The sequence below is a fragment of the Lentilactobacillus buchneri genome (assembly GCF_018314255.1).
Taxonomy (GTDB): domain Bacteria; phylum Bacillota; class Bacilli; order Lactobacillales; family Lactobacillaceae; genus Lentilactobacillus; species Lentilactobacillus buchneri.
On record NZ_CP073066.1, the window covers coordinates 1836023 to 1856827 of the forward strand.

Annotated in this window: 23 protein-coding genes, 1 pseudogene and 1 riboswitch; of the genes and pseudogenes, 21 read left to right on the forward strand and 3 right to left on the reverse strand. The window is 44.8% G+C overall.

The window, feature by feature from the left end:
• Positions 1-25: 25 nt before the first annotated feature.
• Positions 26-116, forward strand: a riboswitch (TPP riboswitch).
• A 103-nt stretch (positions 117-219) separates the two neighbouring features.
• The 3 genes from KE627_RS08600 to KE627_RS08610 all read left to right on the forward strand — a co-directional run bounded on the left by KE627_RS08600 (position 220) and on the right by KE627_RS08610 (position 1588).
• The gene (locus tag KE627_RS08600) at positions 220-933 is read left to right on the forward strand and encodes a TenA family protein (protein WP_013727370.1); all 714 of its coding nucleotides are present in this window, start codon (positions 220-222) and stop codon (positions 931-933) included.
• Between the two features lie 101 nt (positions 934-1034).
• Positions 1035-1283: a type II toxin-antitoxin system RelB/DinJ family antitoxin gene (locus tag KE627_RS08605; protein WP_153107379.1), complete on the forward strand. Its 249-nt coding sequence runs from the start codon at positions 1035-1037 to the stop codon at positions 1281-1283.
• Positions 1265-1588 carry a type II toxin-antitoxin system YafQ family toxin gene (locus tag KE627_RS08610; protein WP_225424187.1) on the forward strand — a complete coding sequence of 108 codons (324 nt, stop codon included), beginning with the start codon at positions 1265-1267 and terminating at the stop codon, positions 1586-1588. Before KE627_RS08605 ends, KE627_RS08610 begins: the two co-directional genes overlap by 19 nt.
• A 166-nt stretch (positions 1589-1754) precedes the next feature.
• Here KE627_RS08610 and KE627_RS08615 read toward each other — a convergent pair.
• Positions 1755-2108, reverse strand: a pseudogene (locus KE627_RS08615) (C40 family peptidase); the annotation flags it as partial.
• A gap of 543 nt (positions 2109-2651) precedes the next feature.
• Between KE627_RS08615 and KE627_RS08620 the strand changes: the two are divergent.
• The 6 genes from KE627_RS08620 (at position 2652) to KE627_RS08645 (ending at position 7276) form a co-directional block, all read left to right on the forward strand.
• Positions 2652-2942, forward strand: coding sequence for a phosphocarrier protein HPr (locus tag KE627_RS08620; RefSeq protein ID WP_013727374.1), 291 nt, complete (start codon positions 2652-2654; stop codon positions 2940-2942).
• 118 nt (positions 2943-3060) lie between these two features.
• Entirely contained in the window at positions 3061-5016 is a 1956-nt protein-coding gene (locus KE627_RS08625; protein ID WP_056938808.1) for a S53 family peptidase, read from the forward strand.
• Positions 5017-5357: 341 nt separating this feature from the next.
• Positions 5358-5873, forward strand: a complete 516-nt coding sequence (locus KE627_RS08630) for a hypothetical protein (protein WP_153188492.1) — start codon at positions 5358-5360, stop codon at positions 5871-5873.
• Positions 5873-6319, forward strand: a complete 447-nt coding sequence (locus KE627_RS08635) for a hypothetical protein (protein WP_056938809.1) — start codon at positions 5873-5875, stop codon at positions 6317-6319. Before KE627_RS08630 ends, KE627_RS08635 begins: the two co-directional genes overlap by 1 nt.
• A gap of 3 nt (positions 6320-6322) precedes the next feature.
• The gene (locus KE627_RS08640; protein ID WP_013727378.1) at positions 6323-6775 is read left to right on the forward strand and encodes a hypothetical protein; all 453 of its coding nucleotides are present in this window, start codon (positions 6323-6325) and stop codon (positions 6773-6775) included.
• Between the two features lie 84 nt (positions 6776-6859).
• A complete protein-coding gene (locus KE627_RS08645; RefSeq protein ID WP_013727379.1) occupies positions 6860-7276 on the forward strand; it encodes a hypothetical protein in 417 nt (138 codons plus the stop codon).
• Between the two features lie 92 nt (positions 7277-7368).
• On the opposite strand, the gene KE627_RS08650 is transcribed toward KE627_RS08645, so the two are convergent.
• Positions 7369-7854 (reverse strand): YbaK/EbsC family protein, encoded by a 486-nt coding sequence (locus KE627_RS08650; RefSeq protein ID WP_013727380.1) that lies wholly within the window; start codon positions 7852-7854, stop codon positions 7369-7371.
• Positions 7855-8073: 219 nt separating this feature from the next.
• Here KE627_RS08650 and KE627_RS08655 point away from each other — a divergent pair, with 219 nt between their 5' ends.
• The 3 genes from KE627_RS08655 to KE627_RS08665 all read left to right on the forward strand — a co-directional run bounded on the left by KE627_RS08655 (position 8074) and on the right by KE627_RS08665 (position 9991).
• Entirely contained in the window at positions 8074-8619 is a 546-nt protein-coding gene (locus tag KE627_RS08655) for a sigma-70 family RNA polymerase sigma factor (RefSeq protein ID WP_249291331.1), read from the forward strand.
• Between the two features lie 95 nt (positions 8620-8714).
• Positions 8715-8963: a DUF1659 domain-containing protein gene (locus KE627_RS08660; protein WP_013727382.1), complete on the forward strand. Its 249-nt coding sequence runs from the start codon at positions 8715-8717 to the stop codon at positions 8961-8963.
• Between the two features lie 296 nt (positions 8964-9259).
• The gene (locus tag KE627_RS08665) at positions 9260-9991 is read left to right on the forward strand and encodes a hypothetical protein (RefSeq protein WP_056938811.1); all 732 of its coding nucleotides are present in this window, start codon (positions 9260-9262) and stop codon (positions 9989-9991) included.
• Between the two features lie 207 nt (positions 9992-10198).
• Here KE627_RS08665 and KE627_RS08670 read toward each other — a convergent pair whose 3' ends face one another.
• A complete protein-coding gene (locus KE627_RS08670; protein WP_146971951.1) occupies positions 10199-11128 on the reverse strand; it encodes an IS30-like element ISLpl1 family transposase in 930 nt (309 codons plus the stop codon).
• 269 nt (positions 11129-11397) lie between these two features.
• Here KE627_RS08670 and KE627_RS12375 point away from each other — a divergent pair, with 269 nt between their 5' ends.
• The 9 genes from KE627_RS12375 to KE627_RS08710 all read left to right on the forward strand — a co-directional run bounded on the left by KE627_RS12375 (position 11398) and on the right by KE627_RS08710 (position 20705).
• Positions 11398-12003: a hypothetical protein gene (locus tag KE627_RS12375; RefSeq protein ID WP_225427169.1), complete on the forward strand. Its 606-nt coding sequence runs from the start codon at positions 11398-11400 to the stop codon at positions 12001-12003.
• Positions 12003-13220, forward strand: coding sequence for a hypothetical protein (locus KE627_RS12380; protein ID WP_225424189.1), 1218 nt, complete (start codon positions 12003-12005; stop codon positions 13218-13220). Before KE627_RS12375 ends, KE627_RS12380 begins: the two co-directional genes overlap by 1 nt.
• Positions 13221-13429: 209 nt before the next feature.
• Entirely contained in the window at positions 13430-13687 is a 258-nt protein-coding gene (locus KE627_RS08680; protein WP_056938812.1) for a hypothetical protein, read from the forward strand.
• A 66-nt stretch (positions 13688-13753) separates the two neighbouring features.
• Positions 13754-13921 carry a hypothetical protein gene (locus KE627_RS08685; protein ID WP_225424190.1) on the forward strand — a complete coding sequence of 56 codons (168 nt, stop codon included), beginning with the start codon at positions 13754-13756 and terminating at the stop codon, positions 13919-13921.
• 91 nt (positions 13922-14012) lie between these two features.
• Positions 14013-15602: a hypothetical protein gene (locus KE627_RS08690; protein ID WP_056938813.1), complete on the forward strand. Its 1590-nt coding sequence runs from the start codon at positions 14013-14015 to the stop codon at positions 15600-15602.
• Between the two features lie 325 nt (positions 15603-15927).
• The gene (locus KE627_RS08695; RefSeq protein WP_013727391.1) at positions 15928-16560 is read left to right on the forward strand and encodes a carbonic anhydrase family protein; all 633 of its coding nucleotides are present in this window, start codon (positions 15928-15930) and stop codon (positions 16558-16560) included.
• A 130-nt stretch (positions 16561-16690) separates the two neighbouring features.
• Positions 16691-17860 carry a hypothetical protein gene (locus KE627_RS08700; protein ID WP_056938814.1) on the forward strand — a complete coding sequence of 390 codons (1170 nt, stop codon included), beginning with the start codon at positions 16691-16693 and terminating at the stop codon, positions 17858-17860.
• Positions 17861-17941: 81 nt separating this feature from the next.
• Entirely contained in the window at positions 17942-18595 is a 654-nt protein-coding gene (locus tag KE627_RS08705; RefSeq protein WP_153188493.1) for a hypothetical protein, read from the forward strand.
• A gap of 184 nt (positions 18596-18779) precedes the next feature.
• The gene (locus KE627_RS08710) at positions 18780-20705 is read left to right on the forward strand and encodes a hypothetical protein (RefSeq protein WP_056938815.1); all 1926 of its coding nucleotides are present in this window, start codon (positions 18780-18782) and stop codon (positions 20703-20705) included.
• Positions 20706-20805 lie beyond the last annotated feature (100 nt).

Below are 20805 nucleotides of genomic sequence, written 5' to 3' on the forward strand. Positions count from 1 at the left end.
ATAATCAAAACTGTAACACAATATAATACGTGGTCTGGGGTGCCCCAACGGCTGAGATGATACCCATGGAACCTGATACAGTTAGGACTGTCGCAGGAAGACCGATCCAAAATGTTTTTTATAACGCAAATGAGGATCATCAAACACGCAAAGACCAGGGGCAATTTAGCTGCCGCTGGTCTTTTTTTGCCGGTACCCGCCACGACAGGAGGAAATACCATGTCATTATCCCAAGATATCTTGTTTGAAGCTCAACCCTATTTGATTGCCAACGAGAAACACCCATTTGTTCAAGGAATTATCAAAGGGCAGTTATCACAGGAACAACTCCGTTACTACGACGAGCAGGACATCGCCTTTGAGTATAACGAAGTTGCGGTCATCAATGCGCTCATAAACCACAGCACGACCACCGACCAGGCACTGTTGTTCCACAAACGGCAGGACATGCAGCTTCATATGCTGGATGATTGGCTCAAACGGGAACCGGCGTCGATGCCCCATGACTGGGAATCATTGAAGCAAACCACCATTCAGCCGATTAACCAACTCTATCGCCAGCACATGGCAGCCACCATTCAAACTCACAGTGTCCTGCAGATTTTGCCGTCATTTGCGGCGGGGGAGTGGATGTACGTTGAATTGGGGAAATTTGTTGCGACTCAGACCAGAGTTAAAGAAGAGCCCTTCCAAAGTTTCCTTTCAATGAGCGGGGATGATTTTCTGGGGCCAAACGGCTATATCCAGCAATTCTTTGATATCATCGATCACGAAGCCGAGTCAGCGACCCCACGTGAGCAGGAGCAAGCCAAGCAGACATTCTTGAAGAGCTGCCTTTTGGAGTGGTATTTCTGGGACGCGGCTTATAAACTGATTACTTGGGATGACTGGAAGAAAAATGCATTAGGTGGTAAAGGCGGAGTGACGTTGTAATGAAGCAGATAAATTGCTTGACGATATGTGTGAATCGAATATAATTATTGTAAGACGCAGGTATTACACAATCAAAAGAGGTGATTTCATTGGCAGTGGATATGAAGAATAAGACAATTTCTACCCGAGTCAACGAAAAAATAGCAGAAAAGGCAAAACAAAATTTAGCCAATGTCGGAATTACAGTCTCGGAATATCTTCGATTGGCATTGATCTCAGCCGCAGAAGATGGTGTGAGCGATCTATTGAACTCCCCAGAAGCAATGCAAGCGAAGTTTGAAGCTGAACACGGTCAGACCCTCAACATTGGAAGTGTTGAAGATTACAAACGGTGGTCGGACAAATTATAACTCAACTTCAAATTAAGGCAACTGGACAATATGTACGAAGTTTGAAACGATTGAAAAAGAAGCATTATCCTGTTGAGTTGATTGAGGACTGTCTCCGTGCAATTCTTAATAAAGATCACGACACTTTGATCAAAATTCACGATCATCCATTGGTTGGGCAATGGCGTGGGTATCGTGAGTTTCATCCTGCACGCATTGGAAAGGCGAGTAGTCAACTTGATAAGTGGGTCGTGGTTTATCAAATCGATAGCGATGAATTAGTGCTTATCTTGATTGAAACGGGCAATCTTAATGTGCTGAAATGATTCTTCGCAAAACCTTTAAAACATAAAAATGAGCTGTATCTCCTAATGGTAATTGGAGGTACAGCTCATTTTTAGCTGGTCTTTGTGCTATTAAGTTGGCTCGGAATGCATAAGGCCGAAAAGGTATTTGACTAATGCTCAAAGTCTAACCAATTTACTACGCACACTATCCGTTCACATGCCCAGCGAAACTTGGCATAAACGCACTACTGATCGTCTCAACATCGACGTTCTGTCCTGGTTGCGGTGCGGCCACAAATTGGTTATTGCCGATATAGATGGCAACGTGATGCGTGGCACCTTCATCACCCCAGAATAACAGGTCGCCCGGTTGTGCTTCAGAGACAGCTTCTTTGGTAACGTGGCTTTCCTGAGTCACGGTGTAGTGGCCGAGGCTGATGCCGGCTGCTTTTTGGTAGACGTAGTCGGTCAAACCGGAGCAGTCCATGCCTTGGAGCGATTCGCCGCCCCAGACGTAGGGGATGTTCTGGGTTGCCAGCTGCTTAGCCAGGCTAACCACGGCATCGGCTCTTGAATCGTTGCTGTTGACCGTTGCCTTGGGTGTGCCGGCATTTGGATTGTAATAGTTGGTGCTGGCTTGTTGATTGTAAGTTGCGTTGGTGTTGTTATAAGTATCTGCGCTGGCAGTTGTCGCAACGCCACCCATGATGGCACCGGCTACCGCAAAGCTCAGAATGAATTTCGTGAATTTCAATGAAGACACCTCGTTATTAGATTTGGTAGGGTCATCATAAGCCCGCAACTTTTCAAGAAGGTTACAGGAATTTTGTGGTCTATTGACGAAAGATGTCAGGCTGAAATAGTGTTAAAGATTTGGTAGCGAAAGGTTAAAGAATTTTCTGGGAGCGTTGACTTTGTTGGGTGAGATCCGCTAGAAATCATTAAAATGACCAGGTTGGTTTATAAAATATACTCAAATCTTTATACTTTTTACTAAAATTGGTCAATACCACCCTAAAAGTATTGATTATCAGTAAGAAAACGCTTACACTATAAAATAAATTTAACTGGTTACTATACTTTTAACAAAGAGGGAAATGTCATGGAAAAAAGTAGGTTCAAAGTACTCGCAGAAACGGGCATCATGTCGCGGCCGGCAACCCGGTTGGTCATGGCTGCCCAGGAATATACATCAGACGTCACGTTAACGTACAACGACCGCACGGTGAATCTCAAGTCAATCATGGGTGTCATGTCACTGGGAATTCCCCAGGATAGTTACATTGAAATTGAAATTAATGGCGATGATGAAAAAGAAGCGATGGCAGGCATCGAGGACTACCTCCAAAAAGAAGAGATCGTTGAAAAGGTCACCATGGACGCGGACGCATAACGTCGATTAAAATCCAGCACTTCAAATCCAGTGGTCGGACAATCCAGTTTGTCGACCACTTTTTATGTGGCTTCAAAGACTAAATTCCAGTAATCACCGCACTGGATTGGTATAATAAATGCATACTATATTAAAGAAAAGAGTGATTCATTTGAGGGGAAAGCAAATTGTGATCACAGCGTTAAGCAGCCTGCTGGTACTGGGTACCGGGCTGGCAATCAGCGCCGATCAAGCCAAAGCTGCCGAGAAGAAATCGGTTGTCAACGTGACCTTTAAGCCCAGCGATGAGAACGAGCTGACCGACTACGTTTACAACACGGTTGATCCAACCAGCAGCCAGTATCATCAATATTTGACACCGAGTGCCTTCGCAGACAAATTCGGCCAGTCAGACAGTTACATACAAGCATTTCAAGATTATTTAGCCAAATATCACGTCCAGGCCCAGGCGTTTCCTGGCAACCTGTCGATGAAATTGACCGGGACTTCGACCAACCTGCAGAAGGCTTTCAAGGCGAAGTACGTGCCAGCCAAGAAGAAGGGGTATCATCCAACCACGTCCTACAAATTACCGGGACAGTTGTCCGATAAGGTGGTTGCCGTGATTGGCCTGTATTCGACGAACCCAAATAAGAAGACTAAGAAGACGACCAAGACCGCAACCAAGGCCAAGAAGACGACTAAGAAGTCTGCCACCCACAGTGACACGACCACTTTGTCGACGACCGACACCAAGCCGAACATCAAGTACACCGGCAATGCCTTCTCGAAGAAGTACGGTGCTGCCAAATTTGCCAAAGCTTACCAAGTCGATGATTTGTACGACCAAGGCCTTGAAGGGTCCGGTCAGCGCATCGGGATTATCAATGATAGTGACGTGCGGGATGCCGACATGCTGACCTACTGGAAGCAAGCCGGCGTTAACGACGACATCAGCCGGGTTCACCACATTTACACCGTGGCGACCCAGGCTCAGGCTCAAGCTGATTTGAATAAGTCAATCAGTGCCGCTCAGATGGAGGCCACTTTGGATGCTCAATCTGCTTCAGCGATTGCGCCAGAGGCCCAGATCGACCTTTATACAGCCGTTCAGTATGGCACCAAGACGACTTTGACATCAGCCTTTTACAACAACTTCATGACTGCAGTCTCAGACAACAACGACAAGCAGATCACCACCAGTATGGCGCCGGCCTTTGAAACCAAATCCAACTGGCCTGACCCAAGTGCTTCACTGAGCCAATACAGTCACGCATTTAACCTGCTGTTGGAACAGGCGGCCGTTCAAGGAATCACCGTCTTCAAAGCCAGCGGCGACCGTGGTCCATATGCACTTTCAGGTGCCAAAGAGAACCACATCATGTCCACTTCACCATACGAAGTTGAAGTCGGCGGAACCACTTTGCCATACCAAAAGATTATCGATGGCAATCTGATCTCCGTGAACAAGGAACGGGCTTGGGGCGACACTTACTCCAGACCTGCCTATGACACCAAATACAGCAGCTTCGCCGGTGGTGGCGGTGGCTTCTCAGACATCAACCCAACCCCGAGATATCAAATCGGCGTTCCGGGGGTTAATACCTTTAGAGCCATGAACTACCTGACCTTCAAGAATGGTAAATACTCGATCACTAAGAATCCTCACGTCATCACAGGTACCAAGACTGGCTGGAACCTGCCTGACGTTGCCGGTAACGCCGATCCATTGACCGGTTACGCTTCAATTGTTTCCGGACCGAAGTACACTTTTAACCCTGAGACTAAGAAGGCCACCAAGGCCAACGGAATTCTGTGGCGGATCGATGGCGGAACCAGCTTCACCGCGCCACAAATGGCCGCTGCTAATGCAGTTATGAATAGTGGCCGCCAGACGCCAATCGGTTTCTGGAACCCACAGATTTACAAGTACGCCCAAGAATCCGACAGTCCATTTAACGTCCTTGACGACGCGGACTTCAACGACAACTTGTACTACACTGGCCAACCGGGCAAGCTGTACAACCAGGCTACTGGACTTGGCACAATCAACTTCAACAAGCTTTATAACAAGTTCAACAATGCTAATAATTAGCAATATGTAAGGTCACAATGAGTGCTGAGCTTGGTAGCGACGAGAACTGAACCCCTTGAATTGGAGAAATCTAATTCAAGGGGTTTTATATTACTATATCCTGCTCACCGGATATATAATCCTGTCATCGTCCAAACTCGAGGTTATGGATTGCAAGTTAGCCAACTTTTGTTTTATCATCACTTTATCTTAGGTTATAATTATTCTAGACATAGTTAATGTAATCAAGATTTATATTTTTGCTATGAAAGACTTATATGGAAGGCTAAGTGATGGAACACTTCTTTACGATCGGATTGCCATATTGGCCATCTCACAAGCAATATATTTTTAATCAATACGTGGAACGTGAAATTCAAAATGATGAATATGCCTTCAGACAGCTGATTGTCATTTTAACAAAAATGTCTCAGCTTAAATATGATGTTGATACCGGCATTATTGAAAAGATGGTTAAGGATCCTAAGGGGCATTTGGTGTTTAGCACATACGTTACGGACAAGTTTGGACGGCTGGTTAATTCAAAAATTATCGAGTTGCTTAATCGTAGTGATAGGCCTTGCTATGAAATTCGGATTAATGCTGCATACGAAAAACGACGAATCTTATTTATTACTTCTAGGCCTACACTAAGTGATCCAAAAGAACACCAACCTGGCGGTTATTATATTCATTTTGGATTTACCAAAAGTGAATTAACGGATCCGGTTCGTATGAATGAATTGACCAATGGCTTAGCCAGTGATTCAGTGGACGTTATTACTAAAATTGAAAATCAGCATTTCTCTGAAGACATTTTTAGAAGATGGAAAGTCGCACCATATTCTAGGAAACATTTGGAAGGAGGAGCCCAATAATGAACGATGAGATTAGACAACGTAAACAAAACTTTCAGGAACTTTTTAATTCAGATCGTGTCAATAATTTCTTGAATTCTGAGTATTTTGAGCTTTCCCAGCAAATCATGAATCTTGAACATGAATTAAAGCTTGACCAAAAACAAACCGCTAATGTTTTGGGGATGTCGTTACAACTTTTTCTGCAGTTTGAAATGGGTGTCTCGACTGATGTGCACGCATACCACTCTATTATTAGAAGGTTAAATCAAGCAAAAGACCAGCAAAAAGATGATTTGGATTTAACAGTCGTAATCCGCAATTCTCAGTCACTCTCTGATTCAGTTACTGTTCCTGTTAAAGATCTGGGTTCACAGGCGGCTAATGAGTCTGTATCCGCTTTGTCTAAGAGTGTCAGCTTTGATAGTAGTTCTGAGAAAGTGACATCTTTGACCGGCTGGAGGTAATGAATGAAATTTCGTTATAATAACTATAGAATTAACAATCTACAATATAAGATTAACCCCGAAGCGGACCAGAAGAGAGTGACCAGCCCTTCAGACTATTCAGAGGTCGGACAAACTTCTTTGAGTAACACGCATTTGCGAATTTCAAAAGAAGACGCCAACATTCTCTTTACCTCTACCGTCAAAGTTCAGACTCAGTTAAATGACGAAGAAAAGACCAATTATCGATCGGTATTATTTGACTTGATGATGACCTTTTTAATTGAGGATAGTGAAGTTAGCAGTGAGCATGACATTTTTGAAATGTCTCGCGAACTGGTCATGGCCGTCGTGTCTGCGCGAGTTAAAGAGATTGTTAGACAAATATCGCTGTTGGATTATTTACCGGCAATTTCGATTCAGTCATTTTCTTTTCCCGACTCGTTTGAATTTGAGAAGGATAAAAGGAATCCTTAGTCGGTGGCGGGATGCAAGTATCATCTTGTAATCGATCATGTGAGAATGTTGCCGGAATCATTAAAGAAGGGGGATGTGAGACACATGCAAAATGAAGATCACAGTAAAATTGATCGCAAACAATTAGCAGAAATCGTGCCGGACCTGACCAACGTTATCAGTGACCCTGACGGCACCTTCTCAGTCTTTGACTGGGGTCACGGGGAAATCATTGGGGTTATCCAGCACCACCAGGATTATCCTGACACGGCGCTTGAAGAAGTCTTAACCGGTGCCGTCCCATCCGGTCTGGGTTATTCCTACGACCCGGTGGACGAGACCCACTTCCAAGTTGACGGCAAAGACCGCCGATTGGAGAAGGGCATCATCGCCTCGAGAAACGCTGCCGTCTTGGTCGCGCCGGATGTGCCGGAAGGAATTCTCGATTACTTGGGCATTGACATGATTAATACCCTCCAGATACCAGGCGTTCATTATGAGTACCCGGATATCTTGGATTAAGCGCAACTAAAAAGTCTAGCGTCACCTTCGATTGAATTCGAATGGTGGCGCTAGACTTTTTTGATTGATGACTCAGAAATCAGTGGGGGATGTTATTCAATCATCGTCGGCACCTTCCCCATGGCAGCCAACACCTTCACCAAATCAGCGTAAGACATCAAAATCGTCGCCGTGTTGACATTCGGATGAGCAGAGATTTCCGGCATCGATTCCAGTGACTTATTAATCAGTACTTTCACCTGGTCGTCCGTGTCGTGCATCAATGCCAGTGGGGTGACCATACCGGAGACGACGCCGAGCAGGGATTCCAATTCTTCCTCGCTGGCGAATTTCAGCCGGCTGTGGCCCAACCCCAGTTGCTCAGCCAACGACTTAAAGTCGACCCGGTGATTGTCGACCAGATACAAATAGAACTGATCGGACTTGCGATCCTTCAGCAGCAGATTCTTCACCTCAGGTAGGCCTTGGGGTGCATTGGGATCATCCATCGTCCAAATGGCAGGGTGGTCCACCCGCCGATAGTGCACGCCAACCTGTGCCAACAAATCCAATGCTTCTTGTTCCGTCGCCATTTTCATCCAATCACCTCGTTGAATACATATTATACGCAAAAGTTGCTAAAAGTTTGCGTTTTAGCGAAAAGTCGCCAGCACTGAACACAGCCAAATCCCACAAACCCAGGATTACCAGGCACTAAGCCGCCTAAATCTCCCACGTTGTTCCGCCATCACCTTCCATCTATACTCATTGCTTGTGACATTGGCCAATGGATCACCAATCTAATCAAAGGTGGATTCATGATGAAACGTAACAACAAGCAAATCGAATTGTACCAAGATGCATTTGACTTCCTATTAGACGGCGACCATGAGCTGGTGGTCTATGGGGTGCTGAAGAAGCTGCATATCTCCAAGCAAAATACCTACTATGATGACATGGTTCAAGAAGGGATGCTTTCCTTTGTTGAAAAATATATTCGAGCCATCAACCTGGAAAAAGAGCCTGAATCATACCTGGCTTACATCTATCGCGGCGTGTATTGGGATCTAATCAATTATCTGCACAAACAAATCACGATCACCGAGCATGTTGAAGTGCCGGATGACAATGTTGATCCGCTGGCAGAACTGCCTGATGGGAAAAATTCTGTAAGCTACTATGACACGCATATTCTATCAAGACAGCTAATGACGGAGTTGAACCCAAAGGAAATCAAATATTTGGTACTTGCTTATGATTATGGGATGAATATCTCAGAGATTGCTAAAGAATGTGGTGTCAGTCGAAAGTGCGTGCACGCTTGGCGGAAGCGGGTTATTAACAAGCTTCAAAAAAACTTTTGAAAAAAGGTAACACTTTTGGGGGTTCATTTTGTTAGTAATAGTGTAAGGGTTGGCGCCAACGACTTACAAATTAAGCAGAATAGAGGAGAAAGACAATGCAAAAAGATTGGATGAAATCAAATGTTACCTATACGTTGGTTAATGAGGATCACAAGAAGGGCGTTAAGCACTCTTTTGCGTATGTTACTCAAAATGTAACTGCAGAAAAAGTGGCCGCTTTCGGTAAGATCCTTGAAAGCCTGATCGACGGTAACATCACTGACGCAGCCGTATCTTCAACCGACCACGTTGAATTAAGCGACGCACCAAAAGCACCGGCCGCACCTCAAGCACCACAAGCGTAATCATCACTGACTAATAGGAGGAAACACAGATGCGTAAATTAGAATTGGTATTCAAGACTTCAGACGAGAAGCTTAAGACCCTGTCCATCAACTATGCCAACTTGTGGTGTATCAGATACAAGAGTAAAATCGGGCGGAAGGGTGGTTCATGCCATCCCGCACCGTCCTGCGTTTACTTACTTATGTGAAGCGTGTTACAAGATCTTAATATTCTGTTTCTCTGCTTATAACAAAATAAGGAGGGTTCTGCGGTATAATATAACTGTACTAAATATGAATGTGGAGGGGTATTATACATGAAATTGAATGTTAAGAAATCATTATTCGTATCAATCGCAGCGCTTGGCTTGTTTGCTGCAGCGGGGACTACAACTGCCAATGCCAAGAAGAAGTCATATCCAACGACTAAGGTTAACCGTGTTTTGAAGACCAACCCATATGATAGAAACGTTGTTTTCACTGGTACCAATGCTTTGTATAACAAGATGGGAACCTTGAAGGGTGCTCGTGTGGTTGCCACTAAGTCGACCATCAAAGATCTCATCAATGCCCGTCAATCAAAGAACAACTTGCGGGCTTATCGTTACGGCGTTACCAGCAAGGGATCCGTTTACTACAAGGTAGTTTCCTTTGACGGCCAATACCGTGGCTGGGTATACGGTGGCAAGAGTACCAGCAACTTTGCTGGCGGCATCAAGCCAACCACGACCTTTACTGAAGGCACTTTGAGCCAAACTCAAAAGGACACCATCTACCGCATTACCACCCCAGGCATTGCCAACGATGGTAGAAGCGCAACTTACATGGATCCAATGTACACGCAATACAAATTGAACCATGACGACCGTCAAGTGGATAACACCACTAACTACGGCGAAGCAAGATTCCGTCTTGACCGAATCGGTACTCGGACTCAGGAAGGCGATACTTGGGTATACATCGTCGCAACTGATCCGGCCTACACCGTTGTCAACGGCTGGATCAAGCTGGATGGTTTGACTGCAACTGGTACTATTACAAATCAATAAAAATCTGATATTATGAATCCCCATTCCAGCTCTGATTGGAACGGGGATTTTGCTTTTTTGAAATATCTTGAGACGAATTAATATTCAGGTAGTACGCACTTCTTTTTATGTGGAAGTATTTTTGACTGGATACTATTTGAGCTTACGTTACAAGCCCTTTTAGTTAAATTTCTCCATAAATATTTATTCATATGGTAGATTGCAAATTTAATCCGAATTTTTTGACAAATTGGTCAGCATGACCTGATAAGGTGTTTGCCAGTCAAGTATTTTAAGTGGTCTCTGATTAATTTCGAGTAAGGTGGTTTTCAAGCCTTGAGCACTAATGTGCTCAAAATAAGTCCCCTTAGGATAAAAATAGCGTAAGTTCCGATTAAATCGTTCATTACTGCCGCGCTCAGCTGGCGTATAAGCATGGCAGTAATAGGTCTTAATACCATATTGTGATTCAAGTGATACTAGCCCACTAAACTCAGTGCCACGGTCCACAGTAAAGCTGTGCACCGGACCATTAAAAGTGGTTAGGAACTTAGTTAGTGCTTCATTAACAGTCGCTGTCGTCCGATCTTTTAACCGGTATGCCCAAAGGAACCGTGATTTGCGATCGATTAAAGTTAATAAAACTGCCTTACTATGCCCACGAGGACCAACGACTGTATCTAGTTCAAAATCGCCGATGCGATTACGTTGATTAATCATCATGGGACGCTGTTCAATTGATCGCCCCAAAGATTGATTATATTTGGATCGTTGGTCAACGTTACGCCGTTGGCGTACGCCATGTTCAGGTAGATCATTCAAGGAGAAATCAATTCTCCCCTGATTTAGCCAATTATAAATAGATTTAGTAGCTAGTTTAAATTCGTGAGCAATCATTCCTGGTGACCAGCTTAGACGTAAATGGTTGAGAATTTTTTGCTTTAACTCATCGCTCAGCTTAGTTTTCCGACCACATCGTGATCGCTTGTATTCGGCATCTGTTTGTGCTAATTCAGCCTGATAAGGTTGACATCGAGATAATTCATAAGAAATTGTTGACGGTGATCGGTTCAGCCGAACGCCCATTTGGATATTGGACAGCCCTAGTTCACAAAAGGTTTCGATTTTAATTCGTTCGGAATAGGTTATACTAGACAAAAGATCAGCTCCTAAAAGATGGGTTTGTGGTAAACACCATTTTAAAGGAAGCTGATCTTTTTTGCCCGAACAGCGTTCGGATTAATTTTACAATCTACCATATTCTATTGTGCTTTTGATAATGCTAATATACAATCTAGTTAGCTAGTGAACGAATCACATTTAAACGATCATTCAAGGAGGAGTCGCAATTGAATTTGAAATCTGGAAGGGCTTTAAAGCTATCTTTGATGGCTTGTGGTTTTACCATACTTGTGGGGACAGCAAGTATGCAGGCAGTGAGTGCCAAGAGTTATGATCATGTGGTGTCAAACAGCGTCATGACAACACCTTCAACCAGTCGCAATGTCAACTTTACCGGGATCTATCCGCTGTATAATAAACCAGCTGATGTCAAGGGTGCCCGCGTGGTTGCCACGGCGGCGACACTGGACCGATTAGCCAACGCCAACGTTTCAACCGATAACGTTCGTGCCTATCGGGTGGCCGAAACCAATAGCGGATCTGTCTATTATAAGGTAGTCACATTTGACGGCCAGTACCGCGGTTGGATTTACGGCGGCAAGAACAAAGCCAGCTTTAATGGTGGGGTCACCGCCTATACGACTTTCGCCAGCCAAAACTTGTCAGCTGTTCAACAAGGATCAACGTATAAAATCGCTAATCCTGGGACGGCCAATGATGGCAAGACCGTGACTTATCAATCTCCTGAGTGGACGCAATATAAGGTGGCCGGGCAATCACCGACTCAACGCCTTATGCTAAATCAGTTTTCAAAATTGACCAAACCGGTACGCGGACCCGTGAAAATGATCAATGGGTTCACATTACCGATGTCACCAATGCCAATTCGCCTGCTAATGGTTGGATCTTGATGAGCGGCTTGACTCAAGTCAGCACACCGGTTGCTGACAATGCGATTCGGGTTAATTTGGTTGATCCGGATAACAATTCGAGTGTCATTAAATCATTTGACGTCACTCGATCAGCCGCCCAAAAGGGAACCAACTTTGGTTACAATACCAACGGCACCTGGACGATTAGCACCAATGATCAAGACACAATTCAAAATCAAATCAGAACTGCATTGAATGGGACCAACTACGGCTTGGAAGGCTTGAGTGCTGCCCAACTTGCTCAGGTTGCCCAAACTCAATTTGGCAGTTCGGTTAACTTAGTGGTTAAGAAAGCCGATCCAATTGCGGATAATGCCGTTCGGATCAACTTTGTCAAACCTGATGATACGATTTACAAATCAGTTGATTGGACCAAGACCGGCGTTGTGAAAGGCAACAATCTCGGTTATCAATTAAGCGGCAACAGCGCTTGGGGATTATCCTCAGCTGACCTCGCAGCCATTCAAGACAAAATTAATGGGGCACTGGGGACTGGCTCGACTTATGAGCTGAACGCCGGCAATAATACCTTGACCAGCGGCGAAATCGACACCATCGCCCACGGCCAATTTGGCGGTCAAATCTACTTGAACGTCTCTGCCGTTAAGAATCAAGTTGGCGCAATCCAGCCGTACGCATTCAAAATTGATGCGGACTTGAGCACCTTCACCAGTTTGTCCGGAGCTGCTCAAGCAGTGTTGGATCTGACTTCGCCAAGTGCTTTGACGGCGGTTGATGGTCAGTATTCAACAACTGCAGTCACATCTGCTAAAGGACCGGATAGCGGCAAGACCTACAGCATGTCTGCAGCCCAAGCCGCTCAGAATCCACTGTTGCTGGAAACTTGGTTTGTGGCCAATAATATTGACGCTACTGATCAAAAGGCGATTACCAGCAGTTTGATTTCTGCCATGAAAGCTCAAGCACGCAAAGAATTTATCAGCACCAATGTGAACTTTGCGGACTTCACCGGCCTTCCGGGAACTGCCTTTACCAGCTCTAGTGTGATGACTTATCTCAATGGTCATAATGCCAACGTTCTGCATTCAACCAAATATCCAGTTGCTTACTCAGCTCCGGGTGTCTTGGCTGTGACCGATCAGACGACTTACGTTGCTACCAGCGCTGATGCCGGAACCTATGGTAAAGCTGCCAAGGCATACTATGCTTATGCAGATATTAATTTAATACCATAAGTCTTGTAGACAATTATTTAAACATTCGAAACAATTGAGAGGTAGCTGATAGTGACGCCCCAACATTGTTTTTAACAGAAAGGCGATTTACCAGGAGAAAGATTTCTTGGTGAATCGCTTTTTAGATAGCCGATCGAATTGTATGTACATATGTATCGCCGCAAAGAATATGTTGGTATATACTTTTCGTGAAAAGAAATATGGAGGCGATGACTGTGAGTAAGATTGTAACATTACGAAAAGCTGGGAATAGTCGAGTTTTGACGGTCCCTACAGACTTGGACGCAAATATTGGGACAAAGTATGAGGTTCAAGTCTTGGATAACGGTAATGTCGTATTCACCCCTGTGACGCACAAAAATATTTTTGACGATCCTGAATGGAAAAACTATGATTACCAGAAGGATTTAGAAGAAAATCCTGAACTGCAACCACTTAATCCTGTTGGGAAGGAGCGGTTTGAATAATGAGATTTCCGGAGCAAAGAGATGTTGTCGTGATTGACGCCGAGCCACATTCTGGACGGGAGTACGGTGGTCATAACAAGCAAGCAGGCCGGCAATATTCGCAGATATATTGCACTGTGGCAGTTGCAGAACTATGACTTTAATTCACGGAACGGAAAAATTGTTAATCAGATTCCAGAACAAACTTATAAGAAATTAGTTCCATACGTGAAAGATATGCTTGGCTTTAGCTAACATTCAAAAGCTCATATTCTACACCCACCATATGAGAAGCGGTAAAATATACGTGGGTCAAGAAATAGATTATTAGGAGGGGAATCACATCATGAAAATGAATTTAAAGAAGTCATTATTTGTTTCAATGGCAGCTTTAGGCTTGGTATCTGCAGCGGGGGTTGCAACCAGCCAGACTGCCAGCGCCAAGACTTATGCGAAAGTCACCATGAATTCAGTTTTGAATTCTGATCCAACGACTCGAAACGTTACCTTAACTGGAACCAATGCTTTGTATAACAAGGCTGGTACTTTGCGCGGGGCGCGAGTCGTTGCATCCAAGGCGACCGTTTCTAATTTAGCCAACGCTAACGTGTCAACCGCTAACTTCCGAGTCTATCGGGTTGCCACAACCAACCGGGGTTCGGTCTACTACAAAGTTGTTTCATTTGACCAGAACTTCCGTGGCTGGATCTATGGCGGCAAGAGTACTGGCAGCTTCGCCGGTGGGGTTGGGCCTTACACGACATTTACGTCAACCACGCCAACCAGCCAGCAGACCAGCACGACTTACAAGATTACTAATCCAGGTACCGGCGACGACGCTGTGACCTGGGATTCACCACAATATACCCAATACAAAGTCGGCAAGACGATCACTGATTCAACGCCTTATGCCAACGCCACTTTCAAGATTGACCAAAGTGGTTATCGAACTCGTGAAGGCAGCAATGATGTTTGGGTTCACATTACTTCGACAACCCCAGCTAACACGGTTGCCAATGGCTGGATCAAATTTAGTTCATTAACACCGGTGTCAACCCAACAAGCTGACAACGCAGTTCGAATTAATTTGACTGACCAAAGCGGCAAGACCATCAAGACGGTTGACTACACGGTTCAAAATGCCGTCAAGGGAACTACGCTGGGGACTTATTCATCAACCTCTGGCCTGTGGACTTTGACTGATCAGACTGCTAACGACATTGTTAACCAACTGAATTCCAACTTGGTTAACACCGGTTACCGCCTTGAATCCAGCAATTTGAACACGGTTCAGCGGGCTGCTTTAGCGGCTGCTCAATTTGGCACCGGCACGGTTAACATTCCCGTTGTCAGCACCGCAACCAACACGGCTTACAGTACGATTACACCATACGCAACCAACAGTAATAATGTTTCAAATGGGACGCGTGCTTTGACTGCTGTTAATAATGGGGTTGTTAACATGGGTGCCAACTTTGTGGATACCAATCCAAACGTGGATGGTAACCAAGGCGGTTATCTATCAGCTAGTGACTTTAACAACTTCACATCTGCTCAACAACAGACCATTTTGAATGCGATGACTAAAGCCTTCACTAACGATCCAAATAACTATGGGCCAACATACCTGACCAACTTGAACAATACGTTTAAGTCAGCTGCTGAAGGTCAATATGTGGCACCATCCAACTTGAACTTCACCAATGGTAACGCAGCAAATGGCTCAACGTTTACCGGCGATCAACTGATGAGTTACATCAGAAGTAATCCAAGCTTGATGACTCTGCAATCACCGAAGTACCCGCAATTTGTTGTGCCGGCATCTTCAGGTAATACCATTCAAGTTGTTTGGAACACGATTAACTACACGGCAAGCAATGCTTACAATGGCACGATTGGCCAGCCTGTGAATGTGTACTACACTTTCACTGATTAAAAATCAGAGTGAGAAAAAAGACGCTTTGATTCCAGAGTATAAGAAGGTCCCCACCAGATGCTTGTTCCTAAGCATCTGGTGGGGACTTTCTTATACGGCCGGAATCAGTCTTTTTTCGCAGGTTTCGGCTAGGAAGCATCAAAGCAAAAACCAAATATAAACAAACCAACCACAAACTAAAATCAATCCAACTACCAAGTAGTCATTGAGCGACCACCAAATCAAAGTGAGATCAAAAAAACACCCAACTTCCAACACGATAACTGTTTTGTCACCCCAACATAAGGTAAAATAGCGGTGAACGATACCCAAGGGGAGGGATATTATGCTAGATTACAAGAATCAAGCAAAGTGGCCGAATGGTTTTGGCAGCCAGCAGTCACCAATCGAAATTAAGACAGCTCAGACATTGAAGTCAAAAGAGCCGTTGGACTACCATGTTGTGAGCGACTATCAATTGCATCAAGAAGTGGATGATGGGACAACCGTCCGCCTGACCGGTGAGGGGGCAGCACGGATTTTTAATCGCGAGTATCACTTTGTCCAGGTTCATTTCCACGCGCCATCCGAGCACGTGATTGACGGCAAGCACTACCCACTGGAGATTCACTTGGTACACCAAAATGACATTGGCCAATTAGTCGTCGTGGCCTTGCTGGTTTCCGCCGGTGAATTGGACGATGAAAAGCTCCAGCAGATTATGACGACTTATGAAAATGGAAAGACCGAACCGGTTGATCTGAACATCAGCGATTGGGCGCCATGGTATCCGGTGGGCTTCCATTATTTAGGATCGTTGACGACACCGCCGTTGACTGAAGGAGTTGAGTGGCTCGTTTTGACCAATCCTGAATTTACCATTAGCGATCGCCAAATCGACTGGTTCCATCAACATTTTGGCGATGATAATCGAGACCCACAGCCGTTAAATGATCGGCAGGTTGAACTTTACAAATAGTGCATCAGTTCCGTAATGAAAACGTCATCAAACAATAACGGCCTTTTCTTGAACCCCCTAAATTACTCATATATAATAAAGATGTGTAGATAATCAGATATTATTGGGTTTATTTAAGGAGGGGTTCTACATGAGATTTGATCTTAAGAGATCTTTGTTCCTATCATTGGCTGCATTAGGTTTCATCGCAGCTGCAGGAACTGTTAATGCTCAAAATGCCAGTGCCAAAACTTATGCACACGTTGTCTCCAACGAGAAGATGGCAATGGCACCACAGAACCGTAATGTGAACTTTACGGGGACTAATGCTTTGTATACCAAGGCTGGAACATTGAAAGGTGCTCGAGTCGTTGCTTCCAAAGCTACTTTGAGCAGTATCGCCAACTCGAATGTCTCCACTAACAACGTTCGTGCTTATCGAATTGCCGTTACCAACCGTGGCTCGATTTATTATAAAGTCGTTACCTTTAACGGCCAATACCGTGGCTGGATTTACGGTGGTAAAGATGATTCTGACTTTGCCGGGGGAATTACACACTACACCACATTTAACAACCAAAGCCTTTCAAGCTTAACCACGGCTCAGCAAAACGCCACATATAAGATTGCCAATCCAGGAACTGCCAATGATGGCAAGACAGTGACCTACAAGTCACCGGCCTGGACACAATACAAGGTTGGCCGTGCGATTACTGATTCAACGCCTTACGCCAACAGCGTCTTCAAGATTGACCAAGTGGGTACGCGAACTCGTGAGAACGATCAATGGGTTCACATCTATGACGTTAACAACGCTAACTCACCTGCCAATGGCTGGATCTTGATGAGCGGATTGGCTACGACACAAGCGCCAATCGCTGATAACGCCATTCAAATTAACTTGGTTGACCCAACCAATAACTCCAATGTCGTTAAGTCAGTGACGATCACTAGAAGCGGCGCTCAAAAGGGTACCAACTTCGGTTACTACTCAAACGGCAGCTGGACGATGAGTCAATCTGATATTTCAAGCATTCAAAACCAAATCAGAGCTGCTCTTAACGGCACCAGTTATGGTCTTGACAGCTTGAGTACCGCACAAATTGCGCAAATTGCCCAGACTAACTTTGGTAGTTCAACCAACTTGGTTGTGAACAAGATTGCTAATATCGCGGACAACGCGGTTCGAATTAACCTTGTTAAACCTGACGGCACAACTTTGAAGTACACCGACTGGGTTAAGAGCGGTGCCAACAAAGGTAGTAACGTTGGGTTCCAGCCAAGTGGTAACACACTTTGGTCACTGTATTCAGGCGATTAGACTTCTATTCAAAACCAGATTAATTCTGCTTTGAGTGGGACTAACTTCCAGTTGTCTGGTAATGCTTTGACTAGTGCTCAGATGGATACGATTGCTCGTGGGACTTATGGTGGACAGGTTTATATTAGTGTTGTTCCTGTAGCAAGTGCTATAAGTACAATTACACCGTATGTTTATACAGATGGGAATAGCAAGTCACTGAATTCAGTAAACGGGAATGCTGTTACAACGAAGCTCCAACTGGATCACACTACTAAACCATTTAATGATGTTCCAAGCAACGTTACAAGAGATATTGCTCAGCAGGTTGTTGATTATTATGTAGGTACCGCCGCAGCTGGTGCTTCCGACACTGACAAGCGCAATCTTGCCATTGATGGAATCAATTATGTAAATAAGCAGATTTACGATGCTGCACTTAATGAATATACGTCAAGTAATCTAGACTTCAATGTCTTTAAGGGCCAAAGCGGGCAGCAATGGACTATAGCTGACCTGACTGGTACATTATTTGCTAATAATTTGTGGACTATTCACTCACCAAGTTTTCCACTGTTCACTGTGGACGCACAAAACCATGTTCCCGATTCTACAACAACAAATATATCCTATTCGTTTGACAGTGTTCATACTGGACTCATGGGATTAACCGGCACCTTTGGTAACCCAGCTAAAGCTGTTTATGATCCTTCTGCTGTTACTCAGTTACCACACGTTACCGCTCCAACTAAGTAAAATATGTATTTTGATGCGAGAAGCAAGTTGCCTTTAAAGGGACTTGCTTTTTTTGTTATTTGGATTAATTTCATTGTCATATTCTCCAGACCGCAAAATTGCCTCCCAAAACATACCTCCTTTATAATGAAAATGTACCTAAGGAGTAGATAAATGTTAAGTTTTGTAAAGGAGGAGTACTTTTATGACGTCTAATCTCAAGAAATCTTTATTCGTGTCATTGGCTGCTTTAGGATTTATTGCAGCCGCGGGGACGGCAACCGCCCAATCCGCAAACGCCAAAAGCTATGCTCGGGTGACTTCCAACCAGAAGATGACCAGCGCCCCAACCAGTCGGAACGTTAACTTTACCGGCTCAAACGCCTTATACACCAAGGCAGGTACGCTGCGAGGTGCCAAGAAGGTGGCTTCAACGACCACGGTTCGCAAGCTGGCTAACTCCAAGAACTCGCAGAACAACATCCGGGCATACCGGGTGGCGACCACCAACCGTGGATCGGTTTACTACAAGGTAGTTACCTATGATGGCGCCTACCGTGGTTGGATTTACGGTAGGAAAGTTCAATCCGTCTTTGGTGGCGGCGTGACCTCGTTTGACACGTTTAAAAATCAAAACCTGTCCAGCCTGACTGACACCCAGCAGAAAGCCACTTACAAGATTGCCAGTCCGGGAACCGCTAACGATGGCAAGACGGTGACTTACAAGCAGCCGGCATGGACACAATACAAGGTTGGCCGGGCGATTACCGATTCATCGCCGTATGCCAACAACACTTTCAAGATTGACCAAGTCGGAACCAGAACTCGTGAAGGCGACCAGTGGGTGCACATCACTGATACCGGGAACGCCAATTCACCTGCGAATGGCTGGATTCTGTACAGCGGCTTGAAGCAGGCCGAAGCACCGATTGCCGACAACGCAATCCAGATTAATTTGGTTGACCCTAACAATAACAACAAGGTGATCAAATCAATCACGGTGACTCGGGACGGCGCCAAGAAGGGGACCAACTTTGGGTACAACGATAACGGCAACTGGACCATCAGCATGTCCGACCGTGCCAGCCTCTTGAACCAGATTCGGGATGCTTTGAACGGGACGAGCTACACACTGGATACGTTGACGACGGCTCAGATTGCCCAGATTGCGCAAACCAATTTTGGTAGCTCAGTGAACATCTCGGTGAACGCGGTGACCAACATTGCTGACAACGCGCTGAGAATTAATTTCCGCAAACCGGATGGCACTTCGCTGAAGACAATTGATTTTGTTAAAGGCGGGGCGACTAAGGGGAGTACCGTTGGTTCAGCCGTGAGTGGCAGTACCAACTGGACTTTAAGTGATAGTGACAAACAAACAATTCAGGGACAGATCAACACAGCCTTGAATAACTCAGGTTATCAACTTTCCGGTGGAAATACACTGAGCGATAGCCAGATTGATACCATTGCCCGCGGACAATATGGTGGGCAGGTTTATCTGAATGTGGTGCCGATTTCAAATGGAATTAGTACAATCAATCCATATGGAAAACAGAAGGACGCAAATGATAACACTGCTCAGGCCTTAAAGGGAGTGTCCGGATTATACAGTACTACGCCAAATGGATATTCCATTCCAAGTGACGTTGGAAATGATAAATTTGTTGACAATCCAACAGCGAATGGTGCGGCAACTCCTACCAACAGAACTTTCAATGTTACGGCAGCTCAGTTGGCTGATAAGGACGGAACTGACTTGCTGACTAACTTCTTAAGTGGTATTAAGGATGACAATGTTCGACTAGCTGCATATAACGGGATTACTGAAACTTATTTAGATCAAGCTAAGACACAATTTATTTCGACCGGTCTTAACTTTGACGAATTTAGTGGAAATCCTGGCGCCAAATTTACTGGCGAGACTGCCTTTGAATATGTGAACCATTCAGCGCTTAACACGTTGAAATCTGTCAAGATTCCAGTATTTTCTCCGGATGGGGACCATTCTCAAACTCCAGTACAGAATGCTGATAAGTGGGTCCAGTATACATTCCAGTCTTATAAGGCGGACGATGGAACATATGGAACTCCAGTTAAAGCATATTACCAGTATGATCAGCCATCCTAACGACTGATATCCAAGGTATAAGTAGAGTAAAGCCACTTTAGGCTTTGCTCTATTTTGATATTAATTAACGACACACTAAAACACTTTTTCTCCCAATTTT

Coding starts and splice junctions, on each gene's coding strand:
- KE627_RS08600 (WP_013727370.1), top strand. CDS start 220: ATGTCATTATCCCAAGATATCTTGTTTGAAGCTCAACCCTATTTGATT.
- KE627_RS08605 (WP_153107379.1), top strand. CDS start 1,035: ATGAAGAATAAGACAATTTCTACCCGAGTCAACGAAAAAATAGCAGAA.
- KE627_RS08620 (WP_013727374.1), top strand. CDS start 2,652: ATGGAAAAAAGTAGGTTCAAAGTACTCGCAGAAACGGGCATCATGTCG.
- KE627_RS08625 (WP_056938808.1), top strand. CDS start 3,061: ATGCATACTATATTAAAGAAAAGAGTGATTCATTTGAGGGGAAAGCAA.
- KE627_RS08635 (WP_056938809.1), top strand. CDS start 5,873: ATGAACGATGAGATTAGACAACGTAAACAAAACTTTCAGGAACTTTTT.
- KE627_RS08640 (WP_013727378.1), top strand. CDS start 6,323: ATGAAATTTCGTTATAATAACTATAGAATTAACAATCTACAATATAAG.
- KE627_RS08645 (WP_013727379.1), top strand. CDS start 6,860: ATGCAAAATGAAGATCACAGTAAAATTGATCGCAAACAATTAGCAGAA.
- KE627_RS08650 (WP_013727380.1), bottom strand. CDS start 7,854: ATGAAAATGGCGACGGAACAAGAAGCATTGGATTTGTTGGCACAGGTT.
- KE627_RS08655 (WP_249291331.1), top strand. CDS start 8,074: ATGATGAAACGTAACAACAAGCAAATCGAATTGTACCAAGATGCATTT.
- KE627_RS08660 (WP_013727382.1), top strand. CDS start 8,715: ATGCAAAAAGATTGGATGAAATCAAATGTTACCTATACGTTGGTTAAT.
- KE627_RS08665 (WP_056938811.1), top strand. CDS start 9,260: ATGAAATTGAATGTTAAGAAATCATTATTCGTATCAATCGCAGCGCTT.
- KE627_RS12375 (WP_225427169.1), top strand. CDS start 11,398: ATGCAGGCAGTGAGTGCCAAGAGTTATGATCATGTGGTGTCAAACAGC.
- KE627_RS12380 (WP_225424189.1), top strand. CDS start 12,003: ATGAGCGGCTTGACTCAAGTCAGCACACCGGTTGCTGACAATGCGATT.
- KE627_RS08680 (WP_056938812.1), top strand. CDS start 13,430: ATGACTGTGAGTAAGATTGTAACATTACGAAAAGCTGGGAATAGTCGA.
- KE627_RS08690 (WP_056938813.1), top strand. CDS start 14,013: ATGAAAATGAATTTAAAGAAGTCATTATTTGTTTCAATGGCAGCTTTA.
- KE627_RS08695 (WP_013727391.1), top strand. CDS start 15,928: ATGCTAGATTACAAGAATCAAGCAAAGTGGCCGAATGGTTTTGGCAGC.
- KE627_RS08700 (WP_056938814.1), top strand. CDS start 16,691: ATGAGATTTGATCTTAAGAGATCTTTGTTCCTATCATTGGCTGCATTA.
- KE627_RS08705 (WP_153188493.1), top strand. CDS start 17,942: ATGGATACGATTGCTCGTGGGACTTATGGTGGACAGGTTTATATTAGT.
- KE627_RS08710 (WP_056938815.1), top strand. CDS start 18,780: ATGACGTCTAATCTCAAGAAATCTTTATTCGTGTCATTGGCTGCTTTA.